This is a genomic window from Psychrobacter sp. AH5 (assembly GCF_040371085.1).
GTDB lineage: Bacteria > Pseudomonadota > Gammaproteobacteria > Pseudomonadales > Moraxellaceae > Psychrobacter.
Genome location: NZ_JAMBMT010000001.1, coordinates 1,143,604 through 1,160,758 on the forward strand (window position 1 = coordinate 1,143,604; position 17,155 = coordinate 1,160,758).

11 protein-coding genes are annotated in these 17,155 nt (G+C 43.9%); 8 read left to right on the top strand and 3 right to left on the bottom strand.

Annotation, left to right across the window (positions count from 1 at the left end; all coding sequences use genetic code 11):
• Nucleotides 1-497: 497 nt before the first annotated feature.
• The 7 genes from M0N77_RS04835 (at nucleotide 498) to M0N77_RS04865 (ending at nucleotide 13,260) form a co-directional block, all read left to right on the top strand.
• Nucleotides 498-2,153 carry an FAD binding domain-containing protein gene (locus tag M0N77_RS04835; RefSeq protein WP_353104022.1) on the top strand — a complete coding sequence of 552 codons (1,656 nt, stop codon included), beginning with the start codon at nucleotides 498-500 and terminating at the stop codon, nucleotides 2,151-2,153.
• Nucleotides 2,154-2,264: 111 nt separating this feature from the next.
• Nucleotides 2,265-4,847, top strand: coding sequence for a xanthine dehydrogenase molybdopterin binding subunit (gene xdhB / locus M0N77_RS04840; RefSeq protein ID WP_353104024.1), 2,583 nt, complete (start codon nucleotides 2,265-2,267; stop codon nucleotides 4,845-4,847).
• A gap of 25 nt (nucleotides 4,848-4,872) precedes the next feature.
• On the top strand, nucleotides 4,873-5,847 hold the full coding sequence (gene xdhC, locus M0N77_RS04845) for a xanthine dehydrogenase accessory protein XdhC (protein ID WP_353104026.1): 975 nt from the start codon (nucleotides 4,873-4,875) through the stop codon (nucleotides 5,845-5,847).
• A 191-nt stretch (nucleotides 5,848-6,038) separates the two neighbouring features.
• Nucleotides 6,039-7,442 (top strand): guanine deaminase, encoded by a 1,404-nt coding sequence (gene guaD / locus M0N77_RS04850; RefSeq protein ID WP_353104028.1) that lies wholly within the window; start codon nucleotides 6,039-6,041, stop codon nucleotides 7,440-7,442.
• A 112-nt stretch (nucleotides 7,443-7,554) separates the two neighbouring features.
• On the top strand, nucleotides 7,555-7,872 hold the full coding sequence (locus M0N77_RS04855) for a hypothetical protein (protein ID WP_353104029.1): 318 nt from the start codon (nucleotides 7,555-7,557) through the stop codon (nucleotides 7,870-7,872).
• 149 nt (nucleotides 7,873-8,021) lie between these two features.
• On the top strand, nucleotides 8,022-12,260 hold the full coding sequence (gene hrpA, locus M0N77_RS04860) for an ATP-dependent RNA helicase HrpA (protein ID WP_353104031.1): 4,239 nt from the start codon (nucleotides 8,022-8,024) through the stop codon (nucleotides 12,258-12,260).
• 139 nt (nucleotides 12,261-12,399) lie between these two features.
• On the top strand, nucleotides 12,400-13,260 hold the full coding sequence (locus M0N77_RS04865) for a universal stress protein (RefSeq protein WP_353104033.1): 861 nt from the start codon (nucleotides 12,400-12,402) through the stop codon (nucleotides 13,258-13,260).
• Between the two features lie 99 nt (nucleotides 13,261-13,359).
• Here M0N77_RS04865 and M0N77_RS04870 read toward each other — a convergent pair whose 3' ends face one another.
• Together M0N77_RS04870 and M0N77_RS04875 are read right to left on the bottom strand one after the other, a co-directional pair.
• A complete protein-coding gene (locus M0N77_RS04870) occupies nucleotides 13,360-14,772 on the bottom strand; it encodes an aspartate ammonia-lyase (protein ID WP_353104035.1) in 1,413 nt (470 codons plus the stop codon).
• Nucleotides 14,773-15,063: 291 nt separating this feature from the next.
• Nucleotides 15,064-15,393 carry a hypothetical protein gene (locus M0N77_RS04875; RefSeq protein WP_353104037.1) on the bottom strand — a complete coding sequence of 110 codons (330 nt, stop codon included), beginning with the start codon at nucleotides 15,391-15,393 and terminating at the stop codon, nucleotides 15,064-15,066.
• Nucleotides 15,394-15,592: 199 nt separating this feature from the next.
• Here M0N77_RS04875 and M0N77_RS04880 point away from each other — a divergent pair, with 199 nt between their 5' ends.
• Nucleotides 15,593-16,216, top strand: a complete 624-nt coding sequence (locus M0N77_RS04880; protein ID WP_353104039.1) for a class I SAM-dependent methyltransferase — start codon at nucleotides 15,593-15,595, stop codon at nucleotides 16,214-16,216.
• On the opposite strand, the gene M0N77_RS04885 is transcribed toward M0N77_RS04880, so the two are convergent.
• The gene (locus M0N77_RS04885; RefSeq protein WP_353104041.1) at nucleotides 16,191-17,099 is read right to left on the bottom strand and encodes a DMT family transporter; all 909 of its coding nucleotides are present in this window, start codon (nucleotides 17,097-17,099) and stop codon (nucleotides 16,191-16,193) included. The genes M0N77_RS04880 and M0N77_RS04885 overlap by 26 nt on opposite strands.
• Nucleotides 17,100-17,155: the final 56 nt, after the last annotated feature.

The window sequence follows — 17,155 nt, forward strand, 5'->3', positions numbered from 1 at the left end:
AGACACAGGCTTTTTTTATAGCTAAAAATAATAGAATATAAATACTTTTTTTAAGTTGTAAAATAATTAAATATAGTGCTAGTATAATAATGTTAACTAAACCGTCAACTTTAAAAACAAGCTTGAGGCGTTAGTTAAAATAGAGAATAAGGATTGGCGAGCAGCCAAATTAAAGGGACGTTTTTTTCAATCTTCGTAGATGTTTAAGCCGCGCTTATCGCTACCGAAGCTCCATCCTCAATAAAGATTAAGTCTGAACCAGTCAGCAGTCTCATAGGCAGTCAGCTTATTCAATACCTGTATAACTATCAGTATTGATGTAGGTATGATGATCGTCGTCGTATAAATGTTATGACTCTAATAATTGAATACTACCTTATGGCAGTGTCGCAGTATGCGCCTGAGCTTTGATATATTGATTGTTAACCTATTATTATTCGATTAAAGATAAAAATTTACTTTTTATCTCACCTTTATTCAGACAGCCGAGTATTGCTATGATTAATTTTTATTTAAACGGAAAATACCACCAAGTCAGTCAGCTTAACCCTAATACGACTGTGCTTGAGTATTTGCGCCTGCACGCGCGGCAAATGGATACCAAAGAGGGCTGCGGTAGTGGCGACTGCGGCGCTTGTACGGTCATGGCGCAGCGCTTGCCTAGCCATTCTACAAAAGACTCAAATAACGCTGCTAATACTACAAACGTTAATAGCGCTCCTTTTTATACCCTCAATGCTTGTATCACTTTATTATCCTTGATGGATAATCATCATATTATGACGTCTGGCTTTTTGGCCGATAACCCTGAAAACCATCCCGAACGCGCCCTTTTGCATCCTGCTCAGCAAGCAATGGTGGATTGCCATGGCTCGCAGTGCGGATTTTGTACACCTGGATTTATCATGTCGCTGGCGAGCGTTTATGAAAATAATCGTTTGCAAAGCGCGCAAGATGCCAATACAAATGAGCTAAGCTACGATGAGATTGTCGCCGCCATCTCAGGTAATTTGTGCCGCTGTACTGGCTATCGACCCATTATTGAAGCGGGCCTAGCTATGCAAAAAATTGGTCAACAGCGCGCGGCTGATCAGCTTGCCGGCAAAGATTTGACTATTGACTTAGCTATCGATGCTATGGTCAAGACTAACAGTAATGATGCTCAAGATACGGACGTTAATAATACCACTAGCAAGATGATAGCTCCGGCGCTAATTGAAGGCTCGCGTCAGCTGTATATTCCGACCTCTACCGCTGAGCTTGATCAGCTATTAGCGGTCTATCCCAAAGCTACCATTTGGGCAGGGGGCACCGACTTAGGTTTGAGTGTTACGCAGAATTTAATCGATCATGACACCGTTATTCAACTATCTGCTATCGAATCACTAAAGTCGTGGTCAGTAATAGCTAGTACGGCTGACATATCTGCTAATAATTCAGCTACAGATACAGCTCATCAAGAGCTAGTATTCGGTGCGGGCATGAGCTATAAAGCCATGCTGCCAGCGCTTGAGGAGTATTTTCCAGCATTCGCGCAGCTATTTGAGCGCATTGCCTCGCCGCAAATTCGCAACATGGGTACCATCGGCGGCAACATAGCTAATGCCTCACCTATTGGTGATTTGCCGCCAATTTTATTAGCGTTAGAAGCGCGTATTCATATTCGTCATTGTGACACTGATAGCGATAAGCCCATTGATGAGATCCTGCCTCTAGCTGAATTCTTTTTAGATTATAAAAAGACTAAGCTTTGCGCAGGTAGTTACGTTGTGGCGATTCATATTCCGCTTATGCAAGAGCATCAGCAGTTGTTTATTCATAAAATCAGTAAGCGTTATGAGGATGATATCTCAGCCTGCTTAGTGGCAGTACGTTTAGATTTATCAGCGGATGGCAGCACTATCGATAATGTAAAAATTGGCCTAGGGGGTATGGCAGCGGTGCCTTTACTCATCAAAAACACTCAGCAAGCGCTTATCGGTCAGCCTTTTGAGGTAGCAAGCTTTGAGCAGGCAGCAAAGGCGTTACCAAGAGATGTCTCACCAATGACTCATGTGCGAGCCAGCCGCGAATATCGTATGCATGTGGTTCAGCGCTTATTAATCAAGTGCGGCAAGCAACTGATAAAACGTACGCAAACTGAGAGTGCGTAAAAGCTTATATTTATCTAAAGAAGTTTTGTAAGCCTCTAAAGTAAGCTTTACCGTACTGACCCAAATATTTGAATAGCCCTGCATTCAAAAACGAATAAAAAGAGATTTGTTATGAGCCATCATTCCTCCCTTTTTGATAATTATAGTATTCGCCGCGTGCGTCCTCCTAAGCACAAAATTGGCACGGGTGCCAAGCATGACAGCGCTATTAGCCACGTTATGGGCAGCGCCACTTACGTTGATGATATGCTAAAACCGCAGGATACTTTGCATCTAGCTATTGGTAAAAGCGCTCATGCTCATGCCCGTGTATTGAGTATGGATTTAGCAGCCGTTCGCGCTAGTGATGGAGTCATTGATGTTATTACCTTTAAAGATTTAACGGGTAAAACTGATATCGGCCCGGTATTTGACGGTGATCCGTTGATGGTCGATACCATTACAGAATACATAGGGCAAACGCTATTTGCAGTAGTAGCCACTAGTCATCGTGCCGCCAAAAAAGCCACCCTCAAAGCTATAATTGAATACGAGGCATTAGCAGCGGTTTTGACCATTGAGCAAGCGTTAGCACAACAGCAGTTTGTGCGTCCTAGCCACTTTATGACGCGCGGCGATGCGCAGACTGAGCTTAACAATGCGCCTAAACGTATCTCAGGCCATATTCATATGCTTGGCCAAGAGCATTTTTATTTAGAAAGCCAAGTGTCTTATGTTGTGCCCTGCGATGATGGCGGGCTAGAGGTTTATACCTCCTCGCAGCACCCAAGCGAAGTGCAGCAATTAGTTGCGGAAGTGGTGGATCTGCCTTTTCATGCCGTGACCACTGTGGTACGTAGAATGGGCGGCGGCTTTGGCGGTAAAGAGACGCAGGCTGCCGCTTGGGCCTGTCTGTGCGGCATCGCAGCCAAACGTCACAACGTGCCCGTTAGTATGCGCCTTGATCGCCAAGATGACATGGTGGTGACAGGCAAGCGTCATGAGTTTGCCAATCGCTATGAGGTCGGTGTCAATGACGACGGTCAGATATTAGGCGTTGATATGCAGCTGTCTGCCCTATGTGGTTACTCGCCTGATCTATCCGATGCTATCGTTGATCGAGCGATGTTTCATTGTGATAATGCCTACTACTATCCTGCTGCGAAAGTCGCTGGACATCGCTGCAAAACTCATACGGTCTCTAACACCGCTTATCGCGGCTTTGGTGGCCCGCAAGGTCTATTGACCGCTGAGTATATGATGGATGATATTGCCTACACTTTAGGTCGCGATCCGCTACAAGTGCGCTTGGCTAATCTCTATCAGAACGGTCAAAGTACTCATTATGGTCAGCCAATCGAGCATTTTGATTTAGCGACTATTATCGAGACATTAGCTGAGGACTGCGATTATCAAAGTCGGCGTCAGCAAACCATTGAGTTTAATAAAAAAGCGGAGGCCGAAGGTGGCGATAAGCGTTTAGGTTTAGCACTTACGCCAGTCAAATTCGGTATCTCGTTTACGGTTCAGCATTTGAATCAAGGGGGCGCGCTGGTACATATCTATACCGATGGCACTATTCAGATTAATCATGGTGGCACCGAGATGGGGCAGGGGCTGTATATTAAGATCGCTCAAATCGTCGCTAATGAGTTCGATGTCGATTTAGACAGCGTAAAAGTCACGGCTACGCGCACCGATAAAGTTCCTAATACCTCGCCGACAGCCGCGTCATCAGGGACTGATATCAATGGTAAAGCGGCGCAAAATGCTTGTATTACTATACGTGAGCGCCTAGTTGAATTTGCCGCTGAGCATTTTGAGGTAGCAGCGAAGGATATTAAATTTGAGCGCAATCATGTGCACATTGCCGATAAAGCAGTTCTGACTTTTGCTGAGATGGTGCTACTTGCTTATCAGCACCGTATTAGTCTTTCTGCTACTGGCTACTATAAAACCCCAAAGATATTTTATGATCGTGCAAAGGCTTGGGGTCGTCCGTTCTTTTATTTCGCCTTAGGCGCGGCTTGTGCTGAGGTCGAGATTGATACTTTAACCGGCGAGTATAAGGTGCTGCGCTGCGATATTCTTCACGATGTTGGCCAATCGATTAATCCGGCTATCGATATCGGGCAAATCGAAGGCGGTTTTGTGCAAGGGATGGGCTGGCTGACTAGCGAGGAGCTAACTTGGGATGATAAAGGTAAGCTGGCTTCTAATGGCCCGGCTAATTATAAGATTCCAACCGCTCATGATTTGCCTAAACAGTGGAATGTCAAATTATTCGATCGCAAAAATAAAGAGCAGACTATTTATAATTCCAAAGCTGTTGGCGAGCCGCCCTTTATGCTCGCCGCTAGAGTCTGGTGCGCGATTAATAATGCGGTAGCAAGCTTGGCTGATTATCAAAAAAATCCAGAGCTGACGATGCCAGCTACGCCAGAGGCGGTACTCAAAGCAGTCATGCATATGCAGGGTGAGACTTGGGAGATTGACACTGCTATTAACACTGATGCGATCGATAGCTTAAAGCATAATAAAGATGACACTACTAAAGTTGATGGTCTCGATGATGATAAAGTGGAGCCGCAGCAAGTCTCGCATGGGGAAGAGATTGAGCCGCCAGAAGTGGTAGGTAAGCTGGTGGACGAGCAACCTGAGCAGATAAAAAACCCTAATGTCTCTGTCTCTCGAGGGCCTGCGCACAGTGATTGATTCATCAGCTTCAACGTCAGCTCCAATGTCTTTAAATCAATCGCTGCCGCCGACACGCTGGTATGAATCTCTAGCACAGTATCAGCAGCAGGGAGTCCCGCATGTCTTAGCGACGGTGGTAGCGGTTAATGGCTCGGCTCCGCGTGCGCTACAAGCAAAAATGATTGTGACCCAAGATAGTATTTGCGACACACTTGGCGGCGGTGGTCTGGAGCATGACGTTACCACAACGGCGCGCCAGCTGCTAAGTGGTGAGCTTGCCGCAGAGGTAGTAGCTACTACTGATAAATTAAAAAAAGCTAACTCTGAAAAAGCCAAAGCAATACGCCGAGAAGCCGTCTATACCAAACATTATCCGTTAGGCGCAAAGCTAGCTCAGTGCTGCGGTGGCAGTGTAACGGTGATGTTTGAGTGCTTTAATCTGACGCCGCCTTTATCGTTATTAGTGTTCGGTGCAGGTCATGTAGCGTCTGCCTTGATGACTATTTTGGCAGAACTACCTTGCCAAGTAGACTGGGTAGATAGTCGGTCTGAGAGGTTTGAGCGCTATTTGCTAGAGAATGATAAATATCAGGATGATCAGCCGTCTTATTGCTTGCCTGCGCATATTCGACCTCATGTTGATTATGACCCTGTTGATTTTATTCAGCCATTTATTAGACAACGAGGCCAGCGCTTTATCTTAGTGATGACTCATGATCATAGTCTTGATTTTGATCTAGTAAGGGCCGCGCTAGATAGCTATGTAGCGCTAAATGTGGATTCTGATTCTGATAGTAATGATGCAGAGCAAGTAAATACTACCATGCCCTATATCGGCTGTATCAGCTCAGCGACCAAGGCTAAGCGTTTCAAAGATCGTTTATTACAGCGCGGCTATGATCAGCAATTGGTTGATCAGATTACTATGCCAATCGGTTTTCAGATTGGCGGTAAAGAGCCGATGGCAGTTGCCGTTTCTATCGCCGCACAAATTTTACAGCATTATCATAATTGTTAATCTACAAATTAAATTGTGTTTTTAGATCATTATAAACAACGCTTTTGGCAGAATGTTAGTTTGATTAGCCGCAGTTTCATACGAGCTGCGTTGAGTCGCTTTGTGTCCACATTATGATATTTATAGTTATTTGATAAATCTTCTAGCTTTTAGATGGCAACATCCATTACTTATTTACGCGAGATATTTTTATGACCCTTCACATTTATCAGGCTCAGCTTTTACATTATCTTAGCGAAGATGAGTTAGCCAAACGTAGCAATGCTGCAAATGAATCACAAAAAACAGCAGACGTTGATAAAAATATCGTTTTGACTCCAGTAATAAAAGGCGTAGCGGTCTATCCTGAGTATATCGCTGATGGCGCCTTAGTTGTCGATAATAAGAGTGGCCTGATAGTCGCTTATGGCGATAGCGACTCTATTATGGCAAGGTATGGTCATACTCAAGAAGGGCAACCGCCTGTAGAGATTTACGATCTTAAAGATAAGCTCATTATGCCGGGTTTTATTGATACCCACGTGCATTATCCGCAGGTTGATATGATTGCCTCTTATGGTGAGCAGTTACTCGATTGGCTCAATAATTACACCTTTGTCACGGAAGCCAATTTTGCTAATCCCAAAGTAGCGCATGATACTTCAAGGTTCTTTTTACATCAGCTATTTGCTAATGGCACCACAACAGCGCTGGTGTTTGCCACTAGTCACCCTGAGTCTGTTGAAGCGTTTTTTACTGAGAGCGAGCGCCTTAATACACGGATGATTACTGGTAATGTGCTGATGGACACCAATGCGCCCGAGCACTTGTGTGTGCCTGCCGAACAAAGCATTCGTGACAGTCAAAATCTCATTGATAAGTGGCATAAGCGTGGTCGTCAGCATTTTGCCATTACGCCTAGATTTGCTATTACCTCAACGCCTAAGCAGCTACAAATGGCAAGCGAGCTCTATCAAAGTTATGATGATGTCTATTTGCAAACCCATTTAGCCGAAAACCGCGAGGAAGTAGCTTTTGTTCGTAAGCTTTATCCCAATCATAAAGGCTACTTGGATGTCTACACCGATATGGGGCTGCTTGGTCGCTATAGCACATTGGCGCATGGTATCTATCTTAAAACCTGCGAGTACGAAGTGCTGAGCGAGACCGGTACACAAATCGCTCATTGTCCAACATCCAACTTGTTTTTGGGTAGTGGTCTGTTTGATTTGCCAAAGACTCTAAGCTATACCGGCGTCAGTATCGCCACCGACGTTGGCGCGGGCACTAGTTTGTCGATGTTGACCACCTTAAATGAAGCTTATAAAGTCCAGCAATTGCAGAATAATAAATTATCTGCGCATCAATGTCTTTATCAGATCACTCTTGGCAACGCGCAATCGTTATTGCTAGATAAGCAAATCGGCAACTTTATGCCCAGTAAAGAAGCGGATTTTGTAGTGATTGACTTAGCGGCAACCCCTTTACTTGAGCGCCGTATGAGTCAAACAAAAACTTTTGATGAAAAGTTATTTGTGCTAATGATGCTAGGTGATGATAGAGTCATTGCTGAGACGGTTATTGCGGGGGTGAGTCGGTATAAAAAGGTGGCTTAAACCTCAAAAAAGCTATATCTTAAGGTAATCAAGACTTTATGTAGAATTATCAACGCTTAGTAGTCATTATATCGGTTATCTAAATACCAGTAGTTTAAAAAGGGACTCTAGCATGGCTTTAAATATGTACTATAAAAACGGCATGATTCGCAAAACGCGCTGCCAAATCTCCGATGATCTTATTCCAACCCTTTATCAAGTTCATAATAACGCCAGTTTTCCGCAGTTAACTTGGCTGATTGACAATCTGTATGATCAGCCAAACATTGAGCCTGATATTGCCAAAGCGTTAGCCGAGGAGATGGTAGCATTTGAGACTTTAATACTCTCCCTGCACCTGCCTTTTCCTAGAGTGCCACTGCAAAAGCTACAAAACTTCTTTGTAGGAGCACTCACAAATCAGCAAACTATTTATACTCGTAGCGAGTGATTTCATTTTTAGGCTATTGTTATCATGCTAGAGCGTTTTGAGAATAGCTAAAGTAACTCTCAGCTACCAAGCACCATAACCACCTTGAATCACGTCCAAAATATCCCCATAATCTAAGCACTTCCTAATAATAAATAGCCTAAGCAAATATGCCTAATACCTTGAGTAACGACCAAAACATATCGAACCAAAATAGTTCTGAGAATTTAAATAATCCTTTAAACAATAAAGATCTAAATCATTTTGCAGAATTACCTGTACTTGCCAAAGACAGCCATTATCTAAGCCGCTTAGAGCGTGAGCTGGCGCGTGCTGCTGTGTCCAAACATAAGCAAAATAATAAGCAACATGATAATACTGACAATGACAAACAGCAAAAAGCAGAGAAAGAATTAGCAAAAAAACGCGCCCAATACGACAAAATAAAAGCACGTTCCCAGCAAGTGGTGCAAGCGCGTATTGACAGTATTCCAGAGGATTTGCCCGCTAAACTAAATCTTGATTTGCCAGTGAGTCAACGAGCTGAGGATATCGTCCAAGCCATTATTGATAATCAAGTGATTATCGTTGCAGGCGAGACCGGTTCAGGTAAAACCACGCAATTACCCAAATTAGCAATGCTAGCAGGACGCGGTATCACCGGACAAATAGGGCATACCCAGCCGCGTAGGCTAGCTGCGCGCAGTGTCTCTAATCGTATCGCTGAAGAGTTGGGCGAAAAACTAGGTAATACCGTCAGCTTTAAGATTCGGTTTAATGAAGAGGGCACGGCGCAGTCGGTAGTGAAATTGATGACCGATGGTATTTTGCTCGCAGAATTAGGTCACGATAGGTTTTTAAGTAAGTATGACACCATCATCATCGATGAAGCGCATGAGCGTAGCTTAAATATTGACTTTATTATGGGTTATCTCAAAAAGCTGCTGCCTAAACGTCCTGATTTAAAGGTAATTATCACCTCGGCTACATTAGATACTAAGCGCTTTAGTGAGTATTTTAGTCATTATGATGCCAAGCTAAAACGTCAAGTACCAGCGCCTATCTTCAATGTAGAAGGGCGCAGCTTTCCGGTCGAGGTTCGTTATCGTCCGCTCACTGATGAGCCGGTAAGTAGCTCAGATGATGATAGTTATGATGATTTTGAAGAGAACTTGCCGCGCGCGGTTGTCGCTGCGGTAGAGGAGTGCTTCAATGACGCGCAAAGTAAAGGTCATGCTGACCAGGCGGATATCTTAATCTTTGCCGCTACTGAGGCTGAGATTCGAGATCTTCAAGAAGTGCTTATCCAGCATGGGCCTAAGCACACTGAAGTGTTACCCCTCTTTGCACGGCAAACTTATGAAGAGCAGCAGCGTATCTTTCAGCCATCAGGTCGCGGTCGCCGTATCGTCATTGCTACTAACGTTGCCGAAACTGCTTTGACCGTTCCTGGTATTCGTTATGTTATTGATTTAGGTTTTGCACGGATATCTCGCTACTCTTATCGTTCGCGTGTCCAGCGCCTGCCTATTGAGGCCATCTCTCAAGCGGCAGCCAATCAGCGTAAAGGTCGTTGTGGGCGTGTCGCGCCGGGCGTTTGTATTCGTCTTTATAGTGAAGAGGATTTTAGCGGCCGTCCGGAATTTACAGAACCTGAGATTCTACGGACTAACCTGGCCTCCGTTATTTTGCAGATGGCAAATCTGCGTCTAGGTAGCGTCGATGATTTTGATTTTATTGAGCCGCCTGATAGCCGCCTAGTCACTGATGGTCATAAGCTGCTTGATGAATTAGGAGCTATCGTTCCAAAAAACGACAAAGCTAATATCCCTAAACGCAAACAAACCCTAGATCATCTGCGCCTAACGCGTATCGGTGAAAAAATGGCGCGGATGCCTATAGATCCAAGACTTGCACGAATGCTAGTAGCCGGTAGCGACTACGATTGTATCCGCGAGATGCTCATTATTGTAGCGGCTCTAGCGGTACAAGATCCACGTGAGCGCCCGGCTAATAAGCGCCAACAAGCCGATCAGAAGCATGCTGAGTTTCGTCAAGATGACTCGGATTTTTTATTCTATCTAAGTCTTTGGAAGGCGCTGTTTGAGAGCGATGAGCATGGTAATAAGCTCTCTGGTAATCAGCGCAAGCAGTTTACTAAAAAGAACTATCTTAGCTTTCCGCGCGTACGTGAATGGAATCAGACCCATCGTCAGTTGATGCAGATGGTAACCGATCTAAAGCTTACCGATGTTAGCAATGCCAAAGTTAATGGCAAAAAGGACGTCAAAGAGGTTATCAATGATCCAACCGCTATCGAGGATAAAGAGGTCAAAGCGGTTAAGTATGCTAATTTACATCGAGCGCTTTTGACCGGGTTACTCTCCACTGTCGCACACAAGACAGAGAATCGTGGTGAGTATTTAGCAGCGCGTCAGCAAAAAGCCAAAATATTCCCAGCCAGTACTGTATTTAAGCAAGTACCACCTTGGGTGATGGCTTTTGAGATAGTAGAAACCTCACAAGTATTTATGCGCACGGTTGCCAAGATTGAACCCGAATGGATTATCGCAGAAGCGGGTAATCTGCTCAAATACCACTATTTTGAGCCGCACTGGTCGAAGAAAACTGGGCGCGTCAAGGCATATGCACAAATCAGTTTATTTGGGCTGATTATCATCGCTAAGCAGCTGACCAACTATGAGCAAATCAACTTAAGTGAATCGCGCGAGATTTTTATTCGTGACGGTTTGGTGACGGGTAATCTTGGCCGACAAGCGCCATTTTTGCAGCACAACATGGATAAGATTGCTCACGTGGAGCGTATCGAAGATAAATTACGTCGCCGTGATTTATTGGTTGATGAAGAGGCGCTGTATCAGTTTTATGACAAAAAAATTCCGGAGCATGTCGCGAGTCGTAAAGCTTTTGAGGATTGGCGCGCGGAGGTAGAGAAGAGTGATAATCAGTATCTATTCTTTACGGATGAAGATGTGCTTAATAGCCAAGCACCGACTACTGGTGATTTTCCAGAAGTCTGGCAGTTAGGTGATTTGCGACTGCCACTTCGCTATGTTTTTGATCCTGCAAGCGATGACGATGGCGTGACCATTCGGGTGCCACTTGCGGCGCTTCCGCAGCTTGATGCTATTGAGCTGCTGTGGGGCGTACCTGGCTGGCGCTATGAGCTAGTATTGCAGCTGCTTAAATCTTTACCCAAAGAGATTCGCCGCCAAATCGTGCCTATCCCAGATACTGCCGATAGCTTATTTGATGAGCTCAAGCCTGAAGGCGAACAAGGCTTACTTAAGCAGCTTTGTCACGCTTTGAATCGCCGCGGCATTATGTCAGTGACGCCAGATAAGTTTAATCCCTCCTCTATCGATCGTTATTTACAGCCGCAAATCTCAGTCGTTGATGATAAGAATCGAGTGATTGAAAAAGGTCGCGATCTGCAAACGCTACAAATTCGTCATGCTTCTGAGACTAGTCAAGCGGTGACAGAGCAGCAAGGCGTACATACTGAGTTTCCAGAACATTTTGCTTTTAGCAAAAATCGCCATAGTGCTGGTGTGGTGATGAAGCAGTTCTCAGCCTTAGTGGCAGATGAAGCAGGGGAGGCGGTATCCATTCATCAATATACAGATGTCAATGCCGCTTTGCAGGCGCATCGTATTGGGGTATTGACCCTGATTAAAGCCAAGCTTGGTGCGAAGAAAAAACAGCTAACCGGTCAGATTGATAAAATATTTAAACTCGCCTTTGCGCCTCTTGGTGATATGGAAAAGCTAAAGACTATCGTTATTGATGCAGCGCTTGATGCCGCTCTTGAAGAGCATTACGTGCTGTTCGATCACAGTAGCGACTTGCCTGAAAGTGCGGACAGTATAGCGGTTGGTTTGAGCGAGGAGCTGCCTTTTACGCTAGAGGAATATAAGCAAACCGAAGAGGTGGTAGTCAATAATTTTTTATTGACTGGTCAAAGCGTTATCAAAACGCTTAAACAAGTCTATACCCGCTGGCAACGTATCCGCCAACGTCTATTGATGCTTGATCAAGAGATATTTGGTGAGTCCATCGATGATATCGAAGATCAGCTTGCAGATTTGCATTTAGCTGACTTTGTCTACCGGATGGATTATAGCCACTGGCAACAGTATCCGCGTTATTTAGAAGCGCTAGAGGTGAGAATTGAGAGGCTTGAGCATAATCTAGATTCAGATCTTGAGGGCGTCTATGCGCTAGATGTACACATGGAGCGACTGGCAAATCGTGCGAGTGACGCCGCTATTAGTGAGTATCGCTGGATGGTGGAGGAGTATCGTATTCAGCTATTTGCGCAGCCGATGAAGACGCGTATGGCAGTATCACCAAAGCGCCTAAAAAAGCTTTGGGATGAGACGCGTTAAAAAATCGCACTGCAATTTTAGCATTGTAAGTAAGTAATATGAAGGGTTTACCTTTAATGCTAGACTTAGGATAACAAAGGTTTGTTGAGTGTTCAGCAGACCTTAACTAATAAAACAGCTAATTAATTAAGGATGATTTATGACAGATAAAAAGCATGTTTTAGCTTGTATTGATGGCTCAGCGATTACAGATTCGGTTTGTGACTATGCGTCATGGTATGCCAGTCGGCTTGGGTTACCAGTAACTTTATTAAATGTTATTGAGGTTCCAGCGTCAACAAGGCAGAGTTTAGCCGGTACGATTGGTATGAATAATCGCCAAGAGTTATCGGATCGTCTGACACAACTGGATGCTCAAAGATCGGAGTTGGCAAATGATTATAGCCAAGCGTTGGTAGCAGACGCAAAAAACTATATTACCGCTAATTATGATATCGAGGTCGATACTTATCGGCGCCGTGGTAAGTTATTATCAGTCATTGAGCATATTAAAGATCAAAACCTTGCTATCGTTATGGGACGACACGGCGAAGACTATAAAAACGGTCGTATCAATGTGGGTAGTCATATAGAAACCATAGCACGTGCGACCAGTATGCCTATGCTTATTTGTTCACAGTCCTTTAAGGCGCCAAGCTCTTATATGATTGCTTTTGATGCTAGTGAGACTGCTATAAAAGCTGTAGATCTTATGGCAAAAAGCGCACTACTAAAAGATATGCTAGGTCATATCGTCATGGTAGGTCATCATAATGAAGCCTCTAAGCAAAGTCTATTGACGGTGACTGAGCAGTTGCAATCAGTAGGATTTAAAGTTGAGAGTCATCACTTACCTGAGTCCGATGCGGTAGAAGCTCTCTTGGACTTTCAACAAAAAAACCAGATTGAGCTTATTGTTATCGGGGCTTATGGGCGCTCTAAATGGCAACAGCTATTTTTAGGTAGCACTACCACCAAGCTTATTGCCAAGACCTCTTTGCCTATTCTTTTACTGCGCTAAATATAGCTTTAACTATAGCACTACAATAAATTTATAGATCAAACTACAAAAAAGGCTAGCTTAGCGATTGCTAAGTTAGCCTTTTTATTTAACTTAAGACTACAGGAGTGCTTTAATCTTGGGATAGACCATATTGGCCGGAGATAAAATATCGTCTAAAGTCTCTTTATCCATCAACTTCTCTGCCAATACAATATCATAGACACTGCCGCCTGTTTCTTGCGCTTTTCTAGCGACATAGGAGGAAGCGTCATAGCCGAGATGTGGATTTAGGGCAGTGACTAGGCCGATATTATTGAACACCTCGATATTACAAGCTTTATCATTCATCATCAAACCATCGATACAGCGAGTGGCAAACATCTCACAGATGTTAGCTAGCATACTCATACCGGTAAATAAATTAAAGGCAATAACTGGCTCAAAGACGTTAAGCTGGAGTTGTCCGTTTTCTGACGCCATAGCGATTGTATGGTCGATTCCCATCACATGAAAGCAAGCTTGATTGACTACCTCTGGAATGACCGGATTGACTTTTCCGGGCATAATAGAGCTGCCAGGCTGCATCTCGGGCAAACGGTACTGGGCTAAGCCAGCACGAGGGCCTGAGGACTGCAAACGTAAATCATGAGCGATTTTGGATAAGCGCGCGGCAAAAAGGCGTAAATTACCTGATAGGGCAACGTAAGCGCTAGTATCTTGTGTGGCTTCAATCAAGTCTTCGGCGACATAATAAGGTCGACCGGTAAGATCAGATAGGGTTTTGGCCACCTCTTCAGAATAGCCAGCTGGCGCGTTTAGTCCAGTACCGATTGCTGTACCGCCCATATTGATCTCATGAAACAAAGCACGAGAAGACTCGATACGATCCATCTCTTTTTTTATCATCGTGGCAAAGGCGTTGAACTCTTGACCTGCAGTCATAGGTACAGCGTCTTGTAGATGGGTACGGCCCATTTTTAATCGATCGGCAAGCTCAACGCTTTTTTTCTTAAGACTTTTATGCAATATTGCCATTTTATCTAATAAATGAGTGCAATAATCGTCCAAAGCGATATTCATCGAGGTAGGATAGGCATCATTGGTCGACTGCGATAGATTGACATCATTGTTGGGATGCACATGCTGATAATCGCCTTTTTCGTAGCCTAATATCTCCAGCGCGCGATTGGCAATGACTTCGTTGGCGTTCATATTGGTCGAGGTGCCAGCTCCGCCTTGGAACATATCAACGATAAATTGATCGTGATATTTGTTATCGATTAAATCATCACAAGCGGCGGCAATGGCGTCTTTGACGGTATCATTGAGCACCCCTACTTTATTATTGGCAATAGCCGCTGCTTTTTTGACGGTCGCAAAAGCACGAATGAAGGTAGAAAACTGGTTTAAGCGTACGCCACTGACCGTAAAGTTTTCAAAAGCGCGTAGGGTTTGGATACCGTAGTAAGCATCAGCAGGAACGTCGCGATAGCCGAGTAAATCATGCTCTTGGCGAGTAGCAGTAGTCATTCGATAAAACTCCTTTAATAAGGTATCTGATTCAAATATTGCTCTTTATAATAATAACTAGTATGAATAGCAGATCGATGAATCGTTATAAGCAACCTTATAGAGTAGGCTTTTTATAGAATAATTAATAATGAATATTTATTGTATGATGTATAAATGAACAAAAATCTTTTGTTATCATTAGGGCGTATTGAACATTTGACCTTGGCCCTAACAGAGACTATTTTATCACTTTATTTATCTAAATTTGCTAACTTAAGTCTTATCTCAAAACTTAAGCGCTGTTTGGGATTAATGACTGATATTTCTGGTCATAACGCCCATGCTATAAAGTATAAAGGCAATGATGATTAGCGAGACGATGAACGGAGTGGCGATCCAAATGATTATATTGATGGACAACGATAATAATAATCCATCGAAGAGTACGGTGTTAGGGGCGAAAGCGTCCACCATTACACCGACTGCCCGCTTAGCAATAGGAAACAGTAAAGAGCTGACTGCCAATATATAGACATACTTACTAAAACTAAGGTCACTTGATAAGGTGATAAAATAGAAAGCTAAAAAGAAACTAGCGGCTAATGCCCAGCATTTAAGAGTGTAGCTTAAGCGAATCATCTTAGTTTCTCCCTAACTATACAAATAAAAGTGATGTTTATAAAAGCTGTATTTATAAAACTTTGCTTACAAAAAACGTTTTAGTTAAGGCTGTAAAAAACAGCTATCCGTTAGTTGTAAAATAATGAATATATTATATGTTATATATCGAATATATAGCTTAAGTCAATTAATTTTTATCCTAAAATAAGGAGATAGTATGTGGGATGAGCGCTATAGTGGAGCAGAATTTGCCTTTGGTACTGAGCCTAATGATTTTTTGAGAGAAGAGTTTACGAGAATACCCGCAGGCGGACGCGTACTGTGCTTAGCAGAAGGCGAGGGTAGAAACGCCGTGTTTTTAGCAGAGCAAGGCTACCAAGTGACTGCTATGGATTTGTCTGAGGTAGGCCTACGTAAAGCTGAGCAATTAGCTAAAGATAGAGGCGTGACTATCACCACCGAGGTGGCAGATCTGGCCGAGTACGAGTTTGGAGAGGATAAGTGGGATGCGATAGTCTCTATTTGGGCGCATGTTCCCAAGACGATACGTCAGCATATCCATGCACAAATTATTCCAGCGCTAAAGACCAATGGGGTGTTTATTCTTGAAGCTTATACCCAGCAGCAGCTGGAGATGGAGGCAGTGGGCGGGCCGCCAGCTAGCGAAAAAGAGCGTTTTGGCTCGCTAGCTACCTTGCAGGCAGAGCTTGCAGAATTAGAGCAAGTTGTCGGGGTAGAAAAAAGGCGAATAGTATCGGAGGGCAAGCGCCATCAAGGACTCAGTGCGGTAGTACAGTTCATTGCTAAAAAAATAGCTAAAATGCAGGTTGGTTTTTATTGAGTACAAACACCAATACCGCTCCTAGGATTACGACGGTGGCGATAATAAACCGCAAAGTTAAAGGCTCTGACAAAAACAAAACGCCAGCTATTGCAGCAAGCACAGGCACGCAAAACTGCACCACTGCCGCTTGGCTGCTCTTTAATAATGTCATAGCGACATACCATAGGCAATATCCTAGTCCTGAGGTGATAGCGCCTGATATCGTTGCCAATACGATGCCTTGTAAGCTAATGACTTCAAAATAGCTGATAGCCATAATCAGCAGCAAAGGAGTAGCCACTAAGCTGCGAATAAAATTAAAACCAGTCGCTCGAAGCGGTGATATACAGGCTTTTCCGCGTATGCTATAAATGCCCCACGCTATACCGCTGATAGCCATAATTATAGCGCTTGCTAGTGAAGGAACGGTAGCCGAGGGCAGCATAAGATAAATAAAACCCACTAGCGCCGCACCAAGCGCTAACCACTGCACTAAGCTTAACCGCTCTTTTTGATAAATACCCCAGCCGATCATAGTAAACTGCACGGCGGCAAAAAGTATCAGCGCGCCTGTACCAGTATCTAATGAGACATAAGCTAAGGAGAAACAAAGCGCGTAGATGACTAAGCTTATGCTGCTAAGCCAGCTGCCTTTATCCTGCAAAACGGCTATTTGGTAATCGCTAATAGCAGCTTTATTATCAGCTTTGCTAAGGTGATGACTACTCAAACGCTTAGCATGGATAGTCATGATAACGCCAAGACATAGCGCGCCGCTAACTAAGCGCAAAATCGTAAAACTCCAAGGATCAATATAACCCTCTGCCAAAGCCATCCTGCACAGTAGCGAGTTGGCGGCAAAAGCGATTAACGCAAGAATAGTATAAAAAGTGGCTTTCAAACAAAGTTATCCTTCAAAACAGGATTTTTCACTATAAAATCAACAATAAGAGCGGA